This window comes from Bacillus sp. cl96 (assembly GCF_900100505.1).
Taxonomy (GTDB): domain Bacteria; phylum Bacillota; class Bacilli; order Bacillales; family Bacillaceae_G; genus Bacillus_A; species Bacillus_A cereus.
Genome location: NZ_FNDM01000008.1, coordinates 114,214 through 133,861 on the forward strand (window position 1 = coordinate 114,214; position 19,648 = coordinate 133,861).

Below are 19,648 nucleotides of genomic sequence, written 5' to 3' on the forward strand. Positions count from 1 at the left end.
TTAGACAGGAAGTGACAGTATGGAAAATGTTTTAAAGAATGATTGGGAGCCACTATTGGCACTAGAATTCGAGAAAGAGTATTATCTTACTCTATCCAGTTTTTTGACAGAAGAATACAGCACGCATGTTGTTTATCCGAAGGTAGAAGATATTTTTAACGCTCTTCAGTATACAAGTTATGAAAATACAAAGGTTGTCATTTTAGGGCAAGATCCATATCATGGACCGAATCAAGCGCATGGTTTAAGCTTTTCTGTGCAACCTGGTGTTAAAACACCACCGTCATTGTTAAATATGTATAAAGAACTTCGAGATGAATATGGTTATGAAATCCCGAATAACGGTTATTTAGTAAAATGGGCGGAACAAGGAGTATTATTACTAAATACCGTATTAACAGTTCGTCAAGGCGAAGCAAATTCTCATAAGGGAAAAGGATGGGAGCACTTCACAGATCGTGTAATTGAACTGTTGAACGAACGTGAAAAGCCAGTTATTTTCATATTGTGGGGGCGCCATGCGCAGGCGAAGAAGAAATTAATTACGAATCCGAATCATCATATTATCGAATCTGTACATCCAAGCCCATTATCGGCAAGACGTGGTTTCTTTGGTAGTAAGCCATATTCTAAAATAAATACGATTTTAGCTAATATGGGCGAAAGAGAAATTGATTGGGAAATTCCAAATTTATAAATAGAAAAGGTAGTTAACAGTCGTTAACTACCTTTTTATTATCATTGTTGCTCGTTCTTTAATTTTGCATCTAGTACAAAAGTACCAAATGGGATAACTGATGAAACGAATGCTCCAAGTGCCCATAAAATTGATTTACGGTGTACGATTGTTACTTGAATTACTGCAAAGATGAATAGAATAAATAGAACACCATGAGCCATGCCTGTAATTTTAACAGCTGTTGCAAATCCTGCAAAATATTTCAATGGCATTGCTACAAATAATAGTAATAGGAAAGAAATACCCTCAACTAGTCCAATTGCTCTTAATCGTCCGATTGGTGTAGATAACATAAAGTAGCCTCCTTTAACGTATGCTTGTATATAGTAAATTTGTATTCTTTTTCAAAATAAAATAGTCTATTTTGTTTCATTATATACAAAAAGAAAGTTTACACTACGAGAATAGTGCAAAGTTCAAAATATAGTCACAAAAGCATGAGAATTTAAATAAAAACCTATTTGAAGTATTTGACTTCAAATAGGTTTTGTGAATGAAAATATTAAACAAGTACATCCGTTTTTAAAACGAATTTCTCTACAACTTTTGCAACACCATCGTTCATATTTGTATCTGTTACGTAGTTCGCAATTTCTTTAATATCATCAGGTGCATTGCCCATTGCAACGCCAAGACCAGCAAATTCAATCATTGCTTGGTCGTTATAGCTATCGCCCATTGCGATAACTTCTTCACGCTTAATGCCAAGCTTTTGAATCAGTTTGTTTAAGCTCGTTCCTTTTGTAACACCGGCTTCAGTAAATTCTAAGAAGAATGGTTTCGAACGCATCACGCTTAATTGGCCTTCTAGTTGTTTTTGTAGTTTTAATTCTACTATTTGTAAGTGTTCCGGATTTTCTACCATTAATACTTTTACAACTGGTTGTTGTACAGCTTCTTTCAGATTATTTACTTCTACAATTGGCATACCTGTAATTTGACCTTCAATTTCTGTATAAGAGTTGTTTTTTTCAGTAATAATATCGTCACCAATGTATGTGTGGATCCAGACGTTTTCTTCTTTACTAATATCGTATAGACTGTGAACGATTTCAGGAGATAACGTACTACTGAATAATTCTTCATCTGTTTTACAGTTAATAATTTTTGCACCGTTAAATGAAAGAATGAAGCTACCATACTCTTCTAAATGTAGTTCTTTTGCGATTGTACGCATTGCGAATGTTGGACGTCCAGAAGCAAGTACAACCTTTACCCCTTGCTCTTGTGCAGTCATTAACGCTTCTTTCGTACGAGGTGAAATAGTATGGTCATCACGTAATAAAGTATCATCTAAATCTAAAACAATCATTTTATAAGTCATATAGAAAATTCCTTTCTTTAATTGAAATCAAAATACATGTTCATGAAGATGTTGAGGAATAATAGTAAGACATCAAACCTCTTTGAAAAGAAGTAGATAAATTATTATGAGTTGTTGCTCATAATATTGGTTAATAATCATTGGGGAAGAATAAAACCCCAATGATTAAAGTTTGATTTTATCGTAACAACTCTAAAGGTAGAGTGCAATAATGGAAGTTTTCCAATTTACGATATTTGTTTTGCAGCGGAACGAGAAAATAGTATTTCTAGCAAGATTGCCATTACAGATCCAAGAACGAGACCATTACTTAAAAACGATGCTAGAAATGGTGGAAGTGTGGAATATGCTCCTGCTGGAACAAACATAACTCCGACTCCTGTAAAGATTGAAAGACCGGCTACTTTAAATAATCGTTCTTTATCCTGGACAGTTTCGTATTCTCGAAAGGCGAGACCAATCATGCTTGCGAATACAGGATAAATAGCGGCATAACCAACTGCAACAGGGATTGCTGCAAAGAATGAAGTAATCTTTGGAAATATACTAACGACAATAATAAAGCTTGACCCTAATATAAACGGGAGACGTTTATAAATATTAGTCGTTGCAATAAAACCTGCTGATCCAGAAATAGCGACAGGCCCAATAGCTGAAAATAGGCCGCCTAGCAATTGGTTGATTCCTGTTATAATGCCAGCTTGTTTAAAACGATCTGATGCAGCGTTTTCTTCATATTTAGAGACAACCTTTTGTACAACGCGAATACTTGCTAACATATTTGTTAGAAGTAAGAGTGTAACGAAAATGACCGTAATTACCATGTTCCATTCAACACGAGGCATTCCGAAAACAAATAAGGATGGAAAACGGATTATGTCTGTCACTGGTGTTATTGGATTAGATAATCCGAAACATGCGAATAATATCCAGCCGCATACGATACTGAAAAGAACGGAATATTGTCCAATAATAGGTAGCTTCATGATGAAAAAGGATAGTAAAATAACAATGAGTGAAAGAATAAATACGTTAGGTTGTACTTCTGTATGTTTTCCATCAAGGCCAAACATTCCCTTTAAGAAGGAGCCACTAAGCTGCGCGACAAGAAGAAATAAATACGTTCCAATGACTGTCGGTGTAAAATAGCGAACAAGTTTATCAATAAGTCCAAAAACGCTAAGAATAATACAAATAATACCGCTTAATAAGAAAGCATATTGAAGAACTTTAAGTGTCTCATTGCTTGATCCAAATAATACGACGCCTAAACTTGCGTAAAGGGAGAAAATTCCCCACCAAAGGCCAGCAGGACCTTCTTGAATAGGAAGTTTATGCCCAAATATAGCTTGCAAGAGACCAGCAAAGCCTAGAACAAATAACGTTCTTTGTACGAATGCGATAGCTTCAGCGCCATTAAGACCATAACTAGTTGCGACACTAATTGGTACAATAAGGCTTCCAGCTAAAATAAATAGTGCCCATTGTAAGGCGGAAAGAAATGTCTTCATTATATCAACCTCTTTCATAGATTCCGTATCTAGTATATACGTATTTTATTTCCACTGGCAAAGATTGTAGATAGAGAAAAGAGTTGAAACACGGTATGAATGCACGTAAGCAATTATGGATAGCAGTTATATGTATGACTTTTGTTGTAATTCTAGGAACGATAGGATTTATGACGATTGAAGAGATTAGTTTGTTTCAAGCATTTTGGATGACAATGATTACTGTATTGACTGTTGGATACGGAGATGCTGTTCCTGTAACGCAAGCGGGGAAAGTATTTGCGCTTCTTATTATTCCTGTTGGCGTAGGTATTGTTACGTATGCAATTGGGGTAGTGGCCGCTATGATTATTGAAGGGAATTTATTTCATGCAGTACGGAGGAAGAAGATGGATAAACAAATAGCGCAGTTGAAAAATCATATTATAGTATGTGGTTGCGGTAGAGTGGGGCTTCAAGTTGTACATGAATTGCAAGAAAAGAATATTCCATTTGTCGTTGTTGATAAAGATGAAAGTATATTGGAGCAGGAAAAGCTTTTATTTGTACATGGAGATGCAACAGAAGATCAAGTATTACATAATGCCGGAATTTTAAAAGCAGCTGGTTTAGTTGCTATTGTTGCAAATGATGCCGAAAATGTATTTATTACATTAACAGCAAGAGGGTTAAACGATACGATTAAAATTGTGGCGAGATCTGAAAAGCCAGAAACTGAAGAGAAATTAAGGCGTGCCGGTGCAAATAAGGTTATTAATCCATCTAGTATGGCGGGTATTCATATCGCAAAAGGTATTGCAAATCCATTAACCGTTCATTATATTGATACAGTGTTGTATGGAATAGAACAGTCATTTGTCATTGAAGAAATTCTAGTTGGAAAAGATTCAATATTAGTTGGTAAATCGTTACTAGAGAGTAATGTAAGGAATCAGTTTGATGTAACAATATTAGCGATTTCAAGAAATGGGGATATTATACATAATCCAGCAGGGCAGGAAAAATTGAAAGAACGTGATATGATAATAGTATTTGGTTCAGTAGAGAAATTGGGGCAATTCGAGAAAGAATTACAAAGTACGAGGTGAGAAGGAATGCAAATATCTAGCGACAAGATTTTAAATAAAATGGCGAATGAAATTGCGAAGGCAAAAAGTAGTGAAGGACAAAAGTCAAAAGAACATTTATTAGTTGTGCGTGCTTTATGTGACTTATTATTAGATGAACAAGTTGAAACATCTACATATAGAGAACCGCAAATTCCATCGCAAGTAATTGGATCACAACCAGTAACAACTATGCAACCAATTGCACCTGTTTCTGGGGAGCCGGTATATATAAAAGAAAGTGATGCAAACGGTAATTCTTTATTTGATTTTTAGAAGATAAATCGTTTGGCTTATATGAAAAAATTGCTTATGATAAAGGTAAAAAAGGGGAATTAAGATGAAAATTTTCTTTTTACTAGGTTGTATTGCAGCGGGGCTATCTGTTGCGTTAGGGGCCTTTGGAGCACACGGTTTAGAAAATAAAATTTCTGCGAAAATGTTAGAAGTTTGGAAAACAGGCGTTACATATCAGATGTTTCATGCAGGTGGATTATTCGTAGTTGCTTTATTGATGGATAAGGTTCAATCATCACTTTTAACTACTGCTGGTTGGCTAATGGTAGCTGGGATTATTATGTTCTCAGGTAGTTTGTATGCATTAAGTACGACAGGCATTAAGTTCTTTGGCCCAATTACACCTCTTGGTGGTGTAGCGTTTATTGTGGCGTGGATTCTAGTAGGGACTGCAGTTGTAAAAGGATTATAAAAAACAAAAGCTGGCATTTGCCAGCTTTTTTTATGGTCTTGGAGTATAAGTTGCTTGTTGACTAGGTAAATACGTAATTTCTTCTGGAAATTCTACGTAATCTAAGTAGATCATTAATAGTAAATAGCGTTTTCCTGATTGCGGTTCACTAATAACGATATGGTCACGGCCAGCTGCTTCAATAATACCTGTATAAGATTGTGTACCAAGGGAACTGCCACGTTCATAAGTCATTACAACTGTAGCTTGCTTACCTTTGTTTAAACGAAGGATATTTTCAATATAGGATTGCTCTAGAGGTAACATGCCTTGAGAAATTGCATATTGAGCTTGCGCAGCTTGAGCTGTTTGTTGTTGCATCGCTTGCTGCTGTTGTTGAGTCATTTGTTGCGGTTGTACATAAGTTCCAGATGGTTGATAAAAACCTGTTCCATAGTACGGATTTTGTTGCTGTGCCATTCAAAAATCCCTCCTCATTTTCATCTCTTAATATACGCTAGGGCAGTCTTCGCCAGATGGTTGGAAGAAGCAGTGCTTTTTGAAGCGACCAGAGTTTTGTTGGTTATACCAAGTTGGCGGACAAGGACCTTCAGGTCTAAAGAACCATAAGGCAAAGTTAGCGGGCCAAAAACGTTGTCCTTGAATAGTTCGCCTTGCTAAGGCGATATCTTGTTCCCTGGCTCTTTGATAAAAATACCCTTTTTGTGTTGCCTCAAAACCACCAGGATTTTGATAAACCATTTGACGTAAATTACGTATTTTTCTAAAATCTAAACAATTTCCGCGGACACGATTTACTCCAACGTTTCCGACCATTAACATTCCTTGTTGCCCTTCTCCTTCGGCTTCAGCACGCATCAGTCTAGCCAACAACTTTACATCTTCTTCGTTATAAGCAATAACGCCCATTATGTGTCACCTCTCTTTTTGTAATACCTTTTGGAAAGAGGTTTATCCCGCATTAACGGGCAGTAAGACTCCTGCCCTAAAATTTGGTTGAAGTAAAGAAATTAGATGGGAGATCAAACTGCCCGTAAACGCCCGATTGGTTCAACTAATAATCAGCGGGGGATTCCCCCACTGATTAAAGTTTCACTTTATCTCTAGATGAAGTGTGTAACAATTACTAGTTCATACGTATGAGAAAAAGGACTCAGATATGACAACCAAACGAAGTTTTACATTGAGAGTGGAAAATAAAAAAAGCTAGCGTGAGCCAGCTTTTTTATTAAAAAATTTTAGACCATAAGTTTGAGAAGAAATCACCAATAGAGCGCATTGTTAACACAAACCAATTTGCTTTTTCAACTTCCTCTGTCGTTTTTGCAGTAACTTTCATACTTTTACTACCGTCTAAGAAACCATATTTATCAGTTGATTCTAAAGTAATTGAGCCTACTTTGGTATCTTTCTTAATAGGGGCAACTAAATGTCCATCTTCAGAAAGAGATTTATCTAATTCAGTTCCAATTTTATAAGGCTCTTTGCTACCTTTTTTCGCAATTACTGTTATTTCTTTTTCGGGTGCAACAGTTACTTGGTCTTCTTTCCCTTTTACTACAGAGATTGTATTGTTTTTATTAACTTTTAGTTTTTGTTTTTCAAAGTTATTAAATCCATATTCGATTAATTCACGAGATTCCGTGAAACGTTCATCCATTGATTTTGTTTTAATAATAACCGAGATAAGACGTACATCACCACGTTTAGCAGTAATGGTAAATCCGTATCCAGCTGTATCAGAACTTCCGGTTTTTAAACCATCAGTACCTTCATAAGCGAAAGCAGCTCCTGGTAACATCCAATTCCAGTTTTCCATACGAATTGGTTTTGGGTGATTGTCTGGGAAGTTTCTAAATCTTTGTTTTGTATCCTCTAGCATTTCTGGATACTTTGTAATCATTGCTTTTGAAAGCATACCCATATCACGAGCTGACATAGAGTTTTCTGCATTTGGATCAGTACCCTCAGGATGTTTTCCTTTTAAGTCAGCGTTATTTAAGCCAGTAGCGTTTACAAATTTATATTTCTTTAATCCTAGCTTTTTAGCATGTTCATTTGCAAGATTTAAGAAGTTTTTCTCACTTCCTGCAAGAAGTTCTGCTAAAGCAATACTAGATCCATTTGCAGAGAATATAACAATAGAATGATATAATTCTTTTACAGTATATTGACGTCCTTTTTCGAACGGTACATTAGAGAATTCATTATTACGAGAGACTTCATAAGCGTAATCAGAAATATTTACTTTCGTATCCCATGTGATTTTTCCTTCTTTAATTGCTTCTAAAACAGCGTAAACAACAATTAATTTTGACATACTAGCAATAGCTAGCAATTCATCTGGATTTTGCTCGTGAAGTATTTTTCCTGTATCTGCATCAAATAAAAGTGCAGCAGCCGCCTCAATATGTATTTTTTCTTCCGCATGGGATGTTGTTACTCCTAAGGAAGAAATTGACAATACAAGCAATAGTAAAATAGACAAGATTTTTTTCATATAGATTATCACCTTCGCATCAGTTATTTAGCATATAGCTCGTATCATTTTAGCATATCTTTACATATAAAAAGGTTACAATTTTACAAGAAATTTGAAAAAATGTTGGTTTTTCTTCAAAAGTGTAGAAAAAAGGAGATTTTTGAGGATAAATATAGAGAAGAATAAAAAAAGGAACGAATTTCGTTCCTTTTCACCATTTATATGTGTAAAAATTTCTCTACTTTTTCGTCTGGTAAAATGTTTCCAACGAAGAATGTTCCAAATTCACCATAACGAGCACTTACTTCATCGAAGCGCATTTCGTATATAAGTTTCTTAAATTGAAGAACATCGTCAGCGAATAATGTTACGCCCCATTCGAAATCGTCGAATCCAACAGATCCTGAAATCACTTGGCGTACTTTACCTGCGTATTGACGACCAATTTTACTATGGCTGTACATCATTTTTTTACGTTCTTCCATAGGAAGCATGTACCAGTTGTCATCACCTTGGCGACGCTTATCCATTGGATAGAAGCAAATATGATTTGCTTTCGGTAATTCAGGATATAAACGAGCTAAAATTTGCGGGTTTTGGTATGGATCCTCATCAGCTGGAAGGTAGTTGCTTAATTCAACAACAGATACGTAAGAATATGCAGGAACCATATATTCAGCTAAAGTTGTTTTATTCAATTCTGTCTCAATTTCATTTAACTCTTCCATTTTTGGACGTAAAATCATAAGCATAATATCAGCTTTTTGGCCAACAACTGTATACATTGCGTGACTACCTTTTTTCGCAGTAGCTACTTCGTTCCATTTTTCAACGACATTTAAAAATTCAGACACTGCTTGTCCGCGTTCGTCGCTAGATAATGTTTTCCATGCAGCCCAATCAATAGAACGTAAATCATGTAAACAATACCAGCCATCTAACGTTGTTGTTGCTTCACTCATTCTATTCACCTCAGTTAATGATAGTTTTACACGTTAAATATAGCATATATAGTTTTAAAATCATCTATATAAAACCTTGGCGCATAAAATTGTCACATTTAAGTGTTTAAGCAAGGTGAATTTAACGGCTGAATTTTATGAAAATATAATCATTTTTATTTTATCTATTTTTTGGGAGCTATAAGTTTAAAATATAGAAGAAAAGCAGTATTCTTAAAGATAGAGTTTTTTTAACATATGTAGGAGGGTTTATTCGTGAGCAACTTATTTACAACAGTAAAAGAAAAAGTTCAAGGAAAAGGCATTTCTATCGTACTTCCTGAAGGAACTGATGAAAGAATTTTAGGCGCTGCAGAGCGTTTAGCGAAAGAAGAGTTAGTAAAACCAATCTTAGTTGGTGATAAGGAAGAAATTAGCGCAAAAGCTGCTAGCATGAATTTAACATTAGCAGGCGTTGATATTTACGATCCAGCTACATACGAAGAAATGGATGCAATGGTAGCATCTTTCGTTGAACGCCGTAAAGGTAAAGCAACTGAAGAAGACGCTCGCAAAATCCTTAAAGACGAAAACTACTTCGGTACAATGCTTGTATACATGGGCAAAGCACACGGTTTAGTAAGTGGTGCAGCTCACTCTACAGCTGATACAGTTCGTCCAGCACTTCAAATTATTAAAACAAAACCAGGCGTTACAAAAACTTCTGGCGTATTCATCATGGTACGTGAAGAAGAGAAATATGTATTCGCTGATTGCGCAATTAACATTGCACCAAACAGCCAAGATTTAGCTGAAATCGGTATCGAAAGTGCGAAAACAGCTGAGTTATTCGGCATTGATCCACGCGTTGCTATGTTAAGCTTCTCTACAAAAGGTTCTGCGAAATCTCCAGAAACAGAAAAAGTTGTAGAAGCAACTCGCATTGCAAAAGAAATGGCTCCTGAGTTAACTTTAGATGGAGAATTCCAATTCGATGCTGCATTCGTACCATCTGTAGCTGAGAAAAAAGCTCCAGGTTCTACAATTAAAGGTGATGCTAACGTATTCGTATTCCCAAGCTTAGAAGCTGGTAATATTGGCTACAAAATCGCTCAACGTTTAGGTAACTTCGAAGCAGTAGGACCAATCTTACAAGGCTTAAACATGCCTGTAAATGATCTGTCTCGTGGATGTAACGAAGAAGAAGTGTACAAGTTAGCTTTAATTACAGCAGCTCAAGCACTTTAATTCTATAATGAATTGAAACAAAGACCGTCGCTATAATAGCGACGGTCTTTATTTTTCTAAGCCAAGTGCTTTATTATTACGATCAATAATACGTTGTAAATTCGTCTCATATAAAGGAATCTCATCTATTGTTAATTGAGATGGTGTTAACTTTGGAGCGAATTGCTGCAATGTTTTTAAAAGACGCATCATTAAATCTTGTACTGTAATGGTTTCGCCAAGTAATTCTGAGAGTGAGGCCATCGTACTTGGTACAATTTCAGGGTACGTAAAGCGTGTTTCTTCTCCTTGAATTGCTAGGTTATAGAAATCACGAACGAGTGCGGCACGCTCAGAGCCACTTCCGGTAGCACAGAGATAAATTTGGACAGCGACCCCCCCGCGAATACGACGTTGTGAAATACCAGCGAATTTTTGATCGCGAATACTTAAGTCATAACTACCAGGACAGTAAGAGCCAACAATTTCTTTTGCCTCGATAGTAACGTCGTAATCCTTTAACATCTCCTTAATCAAATGCCACATTGTATCGTATCCAAGATCAATATCGATACCTTTTTCTGTTTCTTGGAATAAAAGTGATACGTTTAAAACACCTTCATCAAGCACGACTGCAAGCCCGCCAGAATTACGAACAATAACATTGAAGTTGTGTTGTTTTAAAAAAGAAATACCTTCTTCTAAATGCGGAAGGCGTGAATCTTGAATGCCAAGGACAATTGTATTGTGATGAACCCAAGAACGCATTGTTGCGGCTGACTTGCCATTTCCAATGCTTGTGCATAATGTGTCATCCATTGCGAATGACTGAAGTGCATGGAATGTTGGTCCCAAACTAGACTGATCTACAATGCGCCACTCTGGCTGAGATAAAATGGAACGGGAATTGCTCATATAACTAACCCCTTATCTTTAAAATGACAATCTCTATTATAGCAAAAAATGAAGAATGGAGTTTTCTCACATATAAAGGGGGAGCTTAGAGGTGAAATAATAAAAAGGATGCATTGCATGCATCCTTCTTATTCTGCAATTTTTTCTAAATTACCGTTTCGGTCCATTCGGAAAGATGTTTGAGAACGTTCTTCGTCATCCATGACTGCCAATTTACGAGCACGGTTCATAATGTTCATAAGTGTTTCGTAATCTTCTTGTACAGTATGAGATTGCTTTTCTAATTTTTCTAGTTTCTTTTCTAGTTCCTCATTCCGAAGGATTTGTGCTTTAATTTCTTGTTTCAATCTCGTATTCTCGTTTTCAAGAGCTGTCACTTTTATATTTGAAGATCCGACTGTTTGTAAAAAATAAATAACATCTTGCATTGTCATAGAGCTTCTTGCAGCAGGAGCAGTAGATTCTTGATATGGAATAGCTTCTTTATATTGTACGATTGATTCTTCTTGTACTAATTCTTCATAATCAGTTATCGAATCTGAAGCTGGTGGTGTATAAAGTAAACGTTTTTTCGCTTGTTCACCGCTTGCAGCACGCATTTTATCTTTACGATGTTTTTTTGCTAGTTGAAGAGCTTGTTCATAGCTATAGCGAACAACAGCATTCCAGCGGAAACCACAAGCAGCAGATGTACGATTTAACTGATCCCCTACTTCCTCAAATGCATTTAATTGCGTACTTCCTTCTCTAACATGACGAAGTACCGTTTCAGCAAGTAATAAATCATCCTCATCTGTCCAAGCATCTTGTCTTACTTTCATAGATTCAACTCCCTTTCTTTTTATGAACTTCCTATTTTTATAATGGGCAAAAAAATAAACTTTTATACAAAGCTTTTAAAAATATGGTAGATTTCGATGAAAGGTAAAAATTTTCCCATGAATGGTGAGCGCTTCTGTAGGAGAGCATATAAATATGTATCATTATGTAGAGAATAGGCTTTGTAGGGAAACTTGCAACGAGCTTCAAAGAGCGGTAAAATACCATTTAGTGTTTATTTTTAAATGTACTTGAGAAAAGTTGAAAATAGAGGAAGTGTTATGTAATGGGAAACGAGTTTCGCGTGTGCGATGACTGTCAGGCAACGAACATTAAAACGTTAGTTCCGAAGTTAAAAAAAGTAGATTCATGTGCAACGATTGAAGTTGGATGTCAGTCTTACTGTGGTCCTGGTCGTAAAAAATCATTCGCATTTGTAAATAACCGTCCAGTTGCGGCTCCAACAGAAGATGAGTTAATCGTGAAAATTGAAGCAAAGTTAAATAAGTAAGAAAAAGAAGAGTGAAAAGATTACTCTTCTTTTTTTATGCCCATAAGAGGAATGATTTATTCTGCGAAAGTACTCTTGTGTGGACGAACATTTTCTAAAGGATGAACATAACTTTTGTATTAAAATACCAATTTGTATAAATTTATATTTCAAAATAATGGTTGACAGTCTTTTAAAGCGATAGGTAGAATAGAAGTGTCTGATTCTGAGAATCATTATCAGGGAAATAACAATTCACCTAATTTTTTTATTACTATTTGAGAATAAATTTCATTTCAATAAATATATGTTGTTGGTTAGGATGGTTGAGGGATGGAAGCGAGCGCAAGCAGTATAGAACAGCAAGAAGAGAATGTTAAAGAGATTAAGAGCAGACCGCTCATCGCTTCTATTATTTTAGTAGCGGGTACAATTTTGTTAGCTTTAAGCATGGCAGTTTCTATTTCTTTTGGGGCTGCAGATATTAGTTTAAAGACTGTATGGCAAGCTGTATTTCAGTTTGATGGATCTATTACACATCATAACGTAATTCAAGAGCTTCGCATGCCTAGAGCAATAGGGGGCGTAGTTGCAGGTGCCTTTTTAGCGGTATCAGGAGCAATTATGCAAGGTATGACGCGAAATCCACTTGCTTCACCATCGTTAATGGGGATTACAGATGGAGCTGTATTTGGAATTGCAATTATGTATGCATTTTTCCCTAATTCACCTTATTTAATGTTTGTTATCGCATCTTTTATTGGAGCTGCGTTTGGTGCAAGCATTGTATATGGAATTGGATCTTCTTCACCAGGTGGATTAACACCTGTGAAATTAGCTTTAGCAGGTGCAGCTATTAGTGCTTTATTAGGGGCAATTTCATCTGGAATCGCATTGTATTTCAATCTTGCCCAAGAGGTGAGTATGTGGAATGCAGGCGGAGTCGCTGGAGTGAAATGGCAAAGTATTAATATGTTAGTGCCAATTGGCCTTATTTGTCTTTTTATCGCAATTATGATGTCGAGATATATTACAATTTTGAGCTTCGGTGAAGAAATTGCGATTGGACTTGGTCAAAATACGACATTGATTAAATTTATCGGAACAGTACTTGTTCTTGTTTTAACGGGTTCCGCAGTTTCCATGGCAGGATCAGTTGGATTTGTTGGTCTTGTAATTCCGCATATGACTCGTTTCCTCGTAGGCTCGGACTATAGATGGGTTATTCCATGTTCTGCGGTCTTAGGTGGGCTGTTAATTGAATGTGCAGATATGTTATCTCGCGTTATTAACCCGCCATTTGAAACGCCAATTGGAGCAATTACAGCGCTAATTGGGGTTCCATTCTTCCTCTACTTAGCACGTAATGAAGGGAGAGGAAAGATGTGAGGACGAGTGTCTTAACAAAAAAGAACATTTCTATATTAACGATTTTAGTAGGACTAATCGTTTCTATATTTCTTATTAGTTTAAATACAGGAACTTTTAAAATCCCGCCAATGGACGTATTAAAGTCATTGGTTGGACTAGGGGCTGAAGATCAGTCTGTTATTTTATTTGAATTCCGTATGCCGCGTATGGTAATTGCTATACTAGTCGGATCTGCTTTAGCTATGTCAGGCGCGATTTTGCAAGGTTTATCACGAAATCCTCTTGCTGATCCAGGTATTATAGGTATTAATGCTGGAGCGGGATTAACAGTTGTTATATTCGTCTACTTCTTCTTCGGGAAAGTAGGGACTGGTACATTTTTATCTGTATTCATTCTCCCATTCTTCGCACTAGTTGGAGCGATATTAGCAGCGGTAATTATTTATTTACTAGCATGGAAAGACGGCGTTTCATCGACTCGATTAATACTAGTGGGTATTGCCGTTGCAGCTGGATTTGGAGCTGTTAGTTTAATTTTCTCTATGAAGATGACATCTAACGATTTTCGTTTTGCTACGATTTGGCTGGCGGGAAGTCTATGGGGTACAGATTGGAAATTCGTATTAAGTGTACTTCCATGGATGGTTATTTTCTTACCGCTTGCTATAAGTAAAGCACACATATTAAATGTAATGAACCTAGGCGATTCTACAGCAGTTGGCCTTGGTGTAAACGTAGAAAAAGAAAGACGTAAATTATTATTTATTGCAGTTTGTTTAGCAGGGGCATCTGTTGCTGTTGCCGGCGGAATTGGCTTTATCGGTTTAATGGCCCCGCATTTAGCAAGGCGCCTTGTTGGTGGTAAACATCAAATTATGTTGCCCACAGCTGCGCTAATAGGAACGTTTTTACTTTTATTCGCAGACGTAATTTCAAGAAGTGTACTAACAACTTCAGAAATACCAGTCGGTCTTGTTATTTCTGTAATTGGTGCACCGTATTTTATTTATTTACTTATGAGGACAAAATAAAGGGAGGCTTTTCGTATGGCAACTTTAGCGGTGGATGCGGTATCGGTTGGCTATAATGAAGGTTTAATTATTGATGGATTAACAGTTGAAATTCCGGAAGGGAAAATTACAACAATTATTGGACCAAATGGTTGTGGGAAGTCCACATTATTAAAAACGGCGTCTCGTATTTTGAAGGCAAAGCAAGGTACTGTTTATCTTGACGGAAAAGCAATTGAGAAACAGCCAACGAAAGAAATTGCAAAGAAAATGGCGATTTTACCACAAACTGCAGAAGTGCCAACGGGTCTTACTGTATTTGAGCTTGTGTCATATGGAAGATTCCCTCATCAAAAAGGGTTTGGCACGTTAAAAGAAGAGGATTATCGCTACATTAACTGGGCACTTGAAGTGACAGGAATGAAAGAATTTGCGAATCGTCCAGCAGAAGCGCTATCAGGCGGTCAACGTCAACGTGTTTGGATTGCAATGGCTCTTGCACAAGGAACAGAATTACTTGTATTGGATGAACCAACGACGTACTTAGATATGGCTCATCAATTAGAAGTATTAAACTTATTGAAAAAGTTAAATGAAGAAGAAGGTAGAACGATTGTTATGGTTATCCATGACTTAAATCACGCTTCTCGTTTCTCCGATCATATGATTGCATTAAAAGCAGGTAAGTTAATGAAACAAGGAACGCCAGATGAAGTTATGACAAGTGAAACACTTCGTAACGTATTTGAGATTGAAGCTCAAATCGTTCCATGTCCAGTAAACTGTAAGCCAATTTGTTTAACATATGATTTAGCGATGATTAGTAATCAATTGCGTAAAAAAGCATAAGTAGAACCCCCTCGTGAAGAGGGGGACTTCTAATGGACGTTGAGCTTCTTATATAAGAATGGGAAGTTGAACGCCCGTTAGAATGGGTTATTAACAACAATTAATAAATATATATTAATTAATTGTTATCTTTGTTTCTTATAGTTCGTTGTAACTTATAAGATAAATACAGCTAGAAGGAGTGGGAACATGAAGAATTTTAAAATGGCACTATTAGCAATGGTACTAGTTGTGACTTCTGTACTATTTGCAGCTTGTTCTAACAAAGAAGAAGAAAAGAAAGTAGATGCAAAGACTGAAGAGCGCACTGTAAAACATGCAAAAGGGGAAATTAAAATTCCTGCAAACCCAAAGAAAATTGCTGACCTTAGTGGTTCAACAGAAGAATTATTAATTTTCGGTATGAAACCGGTTATTACTGCTAATACATCTCAAGAAAAAATTGATGCACATATTGAAAAGAAACTAAAAGACGTTAAACCAGTTGGTTCTGCTTGGGGCGATAAAATTAACATCGAAGCAGTAGCTGCTGCAAAACCAGATTTAATTCTTGTAAATGATCGTCAAGAAAAGATTTATGATCAATTATCTAAAATTGCACCAACAGTTATGTTAAACACTCCATTAGATCAATGGCGTCCAAAATTTGAAGAAGTAGGTCAAATCTTCGGTAAAGAAAAAGAAACAAAAGAATGGTTCAAAAAGTATGATGAAAAAGCAAGCAAATTACATGACAAAATCGTCGCTAAAACTGGTGAAGCAACATTTATGAAAATGGCTGCATATCCAAATGCTTTCCGTGTATACGGTGACTACGGTTACGGTAGCGTAATCTTTAATGATTTAAAACTACCAGCAGTTAAAGGTACACCAACTGATAAACCGTTAGTACAAGTACAAAAAGAAGCTTTAATTGATTACAACCCAGATTACTTATTCGTGTTTACAACTGGTGACGGTTCTCAGCGCTTGAAAGAATTCCAAGAAGAATCAATTTGGAAAAACATGAACGCTGTTAAAAACAACCACGTATTTACAATTAAAAATGAAGACTTAAACAAAGGTTACTTCCCACTTGGGAAAGATATGATCTTAGACGAAGTTGCTGAATTCGTTTTAGGTAAATAATGTATAAAGGAAATCACTTTTACTTCGGTAAAGGTGATTTTTTCTTTTTATAAAGGGAATTAATACAGTCTTTCATTTCTTTCTGTTTCTCATTTCGTTTATAATATAAAGTAAGAATGTAGTAAAGAAAGGGGGATGTCGGAAAGTGGTATATTTAAACGACAAACTCAGCGAAACAAAAGTGTTTAAAGACCCAGTACATAAATATGTGCACGTGCGTGATCGTGTTATTTGGGATTTAATCGGAACGAAAGAATTTCAACGCTTGCGCCGTATTAAGCAGCTTGGAACGACATTTTTTACATTTCACGGTGCAGAGCATAGTCGCTTTACTCATTCGTTAGGTGTATACGAAATTATTCGTCGTATGATTGATGATGTGTTTGATGGCAGACCAAATTGGAATGCTGAAGATAGATTGTTATGTTTATGTGCGGCATTACTTCATGATGTCGGCCACGGCCCATTTTCTCACTCGTTTGAAAAAGTATTTTCATTAGATCATGAGAAATTTACGCAAAAGATTATCGTTGGCGATACGGAGATTAATGATGTATTAAGTCGTGTTGATAAGGAGTTTCCACAAAAGGTAGCAGATGTAATTGCAAAAACGTCTACTAATAAATTAGCAATTAGTATGATTTCGAGCCAAATTGATGCGGATCGTATGGATTATTTATTAAGAGATGCTTATTTTACAGGCGTAAAGTACGGAAACTTCGATATGGAACGTATACTGCGTGTAATGCGCCCGTATGGGGATCAAGTAGTCATTAAAAATAGTGGTATGCATGCTGTTGAGCATTACATTATGAGTCGTTATCAAATGTATTGGCAAGTATATTTCCACCCAGTAACGCGAAGTGCAGAAGTTATTTTAACGAAGATTTTACACCGTGCGAAATCACTGCACGAGAAGTATTATACATTCAAAAATCATCCTGTTCATTTCTATTCTTTATTTGAAGAAGAAGTAACAGTAGAGGATTATTTAAAGTTAGACGAGAACGTTATGTATTACTACTTCCAAGTATGGCAGGAAGAAGAAGATCCAATTTTAAGCGATTTATGCCGCCGTTTTATGAATCGAAATCTATTTAAATATGTAGAGTTTACAGATAAACACGGTTTAGATAATTGGATGGAATTAAGTAGTTTATTTAAAAAGATTGGACTTGATCCGGAGTATTATTTAGTAGTTGATTCAACATCAGACTTACCGTATGACTTTTATCGTGCAGGAGAAGAAGAAGAGCGTCTACCAATCCTACTTCTTATGCCAAACGGAGAGCTTAGAGAGCTTTCACGTGAGTCGGATATTGTTGAGGCGATTACAGGTAAGAAAAGAACGGATCAAAAGCTATTCTATCCACATGATTTAATCTATGAAGATGGAAGAAAAGGAAAATATAAAGAGAGAATTATTGAGTTGTTAGAAGGAAAGAAATAAGAAGCAGCTAATGGCTGCTTCTTATGAAAAAACTTGAAATTATTTGTCGCTTAAGCGTTTTCCGCCAACTGCATAATGGTTTTTAGACATTTCTTCGATGAAAACAACGATGTTTTCTTCAGGAGCACCAGTTGTTTCGCTTACTGCTGCTGTTACTTTCTCAGCAAGAGCTTTCTTTTGTTCTTCTGTGCGTCCTTCTAGCATTTTCACTGTTACGTATGGCATGTACAATCGCTCCTTTTATGTAAGTTACACTCTTATTATAGCGGATTATGGGGAAGAACAATCGAAAAAACAAATAATTTCTTTTTTTGACATATGGAAGAGGAGATGAAGTATGGATCAGTTATTTAGATATCCATTGCACGAAATTCCGTTAGTAGCAATGGCAATTATTATTGCACTATCCGTTCATGAATTTGCACATGCATATGTTGCATATAAATTTGGGGACGATACAGCAAAGAGACAAGGGCGTTTAACGTTATCACCGATGGCCCATTTAGACCCTATCGGTTTGATTGCAGTATTAATTCTTGGATTCGGTTGGGCAAGACCAGTTCCTGTTAATCCATATAACTTTAAAAGACCGCGTCTGGCAGGTATATTAGTTTCAATTGCAGGGCCGATTAGTAACTTAATTTTGAGTGCAATTGGTTTAATTATTTGGTATAGCTTATTAAAATTTGGTGTATTATACTCAATTCCATCTGCAGTGGCAGATACGTTAGCTCAATTTTTCCAGATTTTTATTATGCTGAATATCGTTTTACTTGTATTTAACTTATTACCGATCCCGCCACTTGATGGGTATCGCGTAGTGGAAGATTTAGCGCCAGCAAATATTCGCGCAAAAATGACACAGTATGAAAAATACGGGGCAATTGCGTTATTAATTCTCGTTATTACACCGCTTAGTAATTACACAATTCAACCTATTTTCCAGGTAGTTATTCCGCATGTATTTGTATTTTTAGACAGCATCATTGCGCCTATTTTTGGCCTTTTATAATTTTTAAGTGAGGAGGATTTTACATATGACAGAGAAAAAGAAAAAAATCGGTTTTAATATCGTGAAAAATGATTCAACAGATGGACATGGTGGGTTTGGTGTTGGAGCATTAAGCTTAGAAAACATTTCACCTGTATTTGTTGATGTACTAGAGAAGACTGCATTCGTTGATATCGGTGCGATGCATGCGCGTAGTACAGTAGAAAAAGGTATTAAGTTTTTAACAAATAAAGATGAAGTTCCAAATGGAAAACCATTTTGGCTTGTTTGGGTAACAATTGAAAGAACTGCGACAGGTGCGTATTACGCAGGTGTAACAGCTTGTGAAATGACAGTTGACCGTGAGATTCGCCGCGGATATAAATCACTTCCAGAACACGTAAATAAAATGGATAAATCATTGAAGCGTCACATTATGGTTGACCATATGGATGAATCATCTAAAAAGGTACTTGGTACGTTCTTGAAAGAACATAATGAAGCGATTTGGAACGAATCTAGTGAAGAATTGCGCCGTGCATTATTAAGTGAATAAAAAATAGCTGACGGATGCCCGTCAGCTATT

Annotated in this window: 23 protein-coding genes; 13 read left to right on the top strand and 10 right to left on the bottom strand. The window is 36.2% G+C overall.

From position 1 onward, the window contains the following. Positions 1-19: 19 nt before the first annotated feature. Positions 20-697 (top strand): uracil-DNA glycosylase, encoded by a 678-nt coding sequence (locus BLT20_RS18300; RefSeq protein WP_000432515.1) that lies wholly within the window; start codon positions 20-22, stop codon positions 695-697. Between the two features lie 41 nt (positions 698-738). Here the strand turns inward: BLT20_RS18300 and BLT20_RS18305 are convergent, their stop codons facing one another. From BLT20_RS18305 to BLT20_RS18315, 3 genes are all read right to left on the bottom strand, one after another. Further along, positions 739-1,032, bottom strand: a complete 294-nt coding sequence (locus BLT20_RS18305; protein WP_000953396.1) for a DUF3817 domain-containing protein — start codon at positions 1,030-1,032, stop codon at positions 739-741. Positions 1,033-1,241: 209 nt separating this feature from the next. Further along, the gene (locus BLT20_RS18310) at positions 1,242-2,063 is read right to left on the bottom strand and encodes a Cof-type HAD-IIB family hydrolase (RefSeq protein ID WP_000221371.1); all 822 of its coding nucleotides are present in this window, start codon (positions 2,061-2,063) and stop codon (positions 1,242-1,244) included. 227 nt (positions 2,064-2,290) lie between these two features. Further along, positions 2,291-3,574: a purine/pyrimidine permease gene (locus tag BLT20_RS18315; protein WP_000847046.1), complete on the bottom strand. Its 1,284-nt coding sequence runs from the start codon at positions 3,572-3,574 to the stop codon at positions 2,291-2,293. Positions 3,575-3,669: 95 nt separating this feature from the next. On the opposite strand from BLT20_RS18315, the gene BLT20_RS18320 reads away from it, so the two are divergent. The 3 genes from BLT20_RS18320 to BLT20_RS18330 all read left to right on the top strand — a co-directional run bounded on the left by BLT20_RS18320 (position 3,670) and on the right by BLT20_RS18330 (position 5,389). Further along, a complete protein-coding gene (locus BLT20_RS18320; protein WP_000993980.1) occupies positions 3,670-4,662 on the top strand; it encodes a potassium channel family protein in 993 nt (330 codons plus the stop codon). A 6-nt stretch (positions 4,663-4,668) separates the two neighbouring features. Further along, positions 4,669-4,956: a YwdI family protein gene (locus BLT20_RS18325; protein ID WP_001167352.1), complete on the top strand. Its 288-nt coding sequence runs from the start codon at positions 4,669-4,671 to the stop codon at positions 4,954-4,956. 64 nt (positions 4,957-5,020) lie between these two features. Next, positions 5,021-5,389, top strand: coding sequence for a DUF423 domain-containing protein (locus BLT20_RS18330; RefSeq protein WP_000688315.1), 369 nt, complete (start codon positions 5,021-5,023; stop codon positions 5,387-5,389). A 30-nt stretch (positions 5,390-5,419) separates the two neighbouring features. On the opposite strand, the gene gerQ is transcribed toward BLT20_RS18330, so the two are convergent. From gerQ to hemQ, 4 genes are all read right to left on the bottom strand, one after another. Beyond that, entirely contained in the window at positions 5,420-5,848 is a 429-nt protein-coding gene (gene gerQ, locus BLT20_RS18335) for a spore coat protein GerQ (RefSeq protein ID WP_000068652.1), read from the bottom strand. Positions 5,849-5,875: 27 nt separating this feature from the next. Further along, positions 5,876-6,298 (bottom strand): cell wall hydrolase CwlJ, encoded by a 423-nt coding sequence (gene cwlJ, locus BLT20_RS18340; protein WP_000538169.1) that lies wholly within the window; start codon positions 6,296-6,298, stop codon positions 5,876-5,878. A 319-nt stretch (positions 6,299-6,617) separates the two neighbouring features. Then, positions 6,618-7,889, bottom strand: a complete 1,272-nt coding sequence (locus BLT20_RS18345; RefSeq protein WP_000722869.1) for a serine hydrolase — start codon at positions 7,887-7,889, stop codon at positions 6,618-6,620. Between the two features lie 200 nt (positions 7,890-8,089). After that, a complete protein-coding gene (gene hemQ, locus BLT20_RS18350) occupies positions 8,090-8,833 on the bottom strand; it encodes a hydrogen peroxide-dependent heme synthase (protein WP_073339269.1) in 744 nt (247 codons plus the stop codon). Between the two features lie 255 nt (positions 8,834-9,088). Here hemQ and pta point away from each other — a divergent pair, with 255 nt between their 5' ends. Next, on the top strand, positions 9,089-10,060 hold the full coding sequence (gene pta, locus BLT20_RS18355; protein WP_000067212.1) for a phosphate acetyltransferase: 972 nt from the start codon (positions 9,089-9,091) through the stop codon (positions 10,058-10,060). Between the two features lie 48 nt (positions 10,061-10,108). On the opposite strand, the gene BLT20_RS18360 is transcribed toward pta, so the two are convergent. Together BLT20_RS18360 and BLT20_RS18365 are read right to left on the bottom strand one after the other, a co-directional pair. Further along, a complete protein-coding gene (locus tag BLT20_RS18360) occupies positions 10,109-10,954 on the bottom strand; it encodes an octanoyl-[GcvH]:protein N-octanoyltransferase (RefSeq protein WP_000071943.1) in 846 nt (281 codons plus the stop codon). 128 nt (positions 10,955-11,082) lie between these two features. Next, positions 11,083-11,775, bottom strand: coding sequence for an RsfA family transcriptional regulator (locus BLT20_RS18365; protein ID WP_000868358.1), 693 nt, complete (start codon positions 11,773-11,775; stop codon positions 11,083-11,085). Positions 11,776-12,059: 284 nt separating this feature from the next. On the opposite strand from BLT20_RS18365, the gene BLT20_RS18370 reads away from it, so the two are divergent. The 6 genes from BLT20_RS18370 (at position 12,060) to BLT20_RS18395 (ending at position 18,071) form a co-directional block, all read left to right on the top strand. Continuing rightward, the gene (locus tag BLT20_RS18370; protein ID WP_000526071.1) at positions 12,060-12,284 is read left to right on the top strand and encodes a YuzB family protein; all 225 of its coding nucleotides are present in this window, start codon (positions 12,060-12,062) and stop codon (positions 12,282-12,284) included. 312 nt (positions 12,285-12,596) lie between these two features. Beyond that, positions 12,597-13,652, top strand: a complete 1,056-nt coding sequence (locus BLT20_RS18375) for a FecCD family ABC transporter permease (RefSeq protein WP_000388293.1) — start codon at positions 12,597-12,599, stop codon at positions 13,650-13,652. Next, complete coding sequence (locus BLT20_RS18380) at positions 13,649-14,665, top strand: FecCD family ABC transporter permease (RefSeq protein ID WP_001260757.1); 1,017 nt, start codon at positions 13,649-13,651, stop codon at positions 14,663-14,665. Before BLT20_RS18375 ends, BLT20_RS18380 begins: the two co-directional genes overlap by 4 nt. Positions 14,666-14,680: 15 nt before the next feature. Further along, positions 14,681-15,493, top strand: a complete 813-nt coding sequence (locus BLT20_RS18385; RefSeq protein WP_000212068.1) for an ABC transporter ATP-binding protein — start codon at positions 14,681-14,683, stop codon at positions 15,491-15,493. Between the two features lie 189 nt (positions 15,494-15,682). Continuing rightward, a complete protein-coding gene (locus BLT20_RS18390) occupies positions 15,683-16,621 on the top strand; it encodes an ABC transporter substrate-binding protein (protein ID WP_000787734.1) in 939 nt (312 codons plus the stop codon). A 145-nt stretch (positions 16,622-16,766) separates the two neighbouring features. Continuing rightward, positions 16,767-18,071: an HD domain-containing protein gene (locus BLT20_RS18395; protein ID WP_000262728.1), complete on the top strand. Its 1,305-nt coding sequence runs from the start codon at positions 16,767-16,769 to the stop codon at positions 18,069-18,071. Between the two features lie 39 nt (positions 18,072-18,110). Here the strand turns inward: BLT20_RS18395 and BLT20_RS18400 are convergent, their stop codons facing one another. Continuing rightward, the gene (locus tag BLT20_RS18400; RefSeq protein ID WP_001147171.1) at positions 18,111-18,296 is read right to left on the bottom strand and encodes a 2-hydroxymuconate tautomerase; all 186 of its coding nucleotides are present in this window, start codon (positions 18,294-18,296) and stop codon (positions 18,111-18,113) included. Positions 18,297-18,408: 112 nt separating this feature from the next. Between BLT20_RS18400 and BLT20_RS18405 the strand changes: the two genes are divergently transcribed. Further along, a complete protein-coding gene (locus tag BLT20_RS18405; RefSeq protein WP_000372445.1) occupies positions 18,409-19,083 on the top strand; it encodes a site-2 protease family protein in 675 nt (224 codons plus the stop codon). Between the two features lie 25 nt (positions 19,084-19,108). Beyond that, positions 19,109-19,618, top strand: a complete 510-nt coding sequence (locus BLT20_RS18410; RefSeq protein WP_000136678.1) for a YwhD family protein — start codon at positions 19,109-19,111, stop codon at positions 19,616-19,618. Positions 19,619-19,648 lie beyond the last annotated feature (30 nt).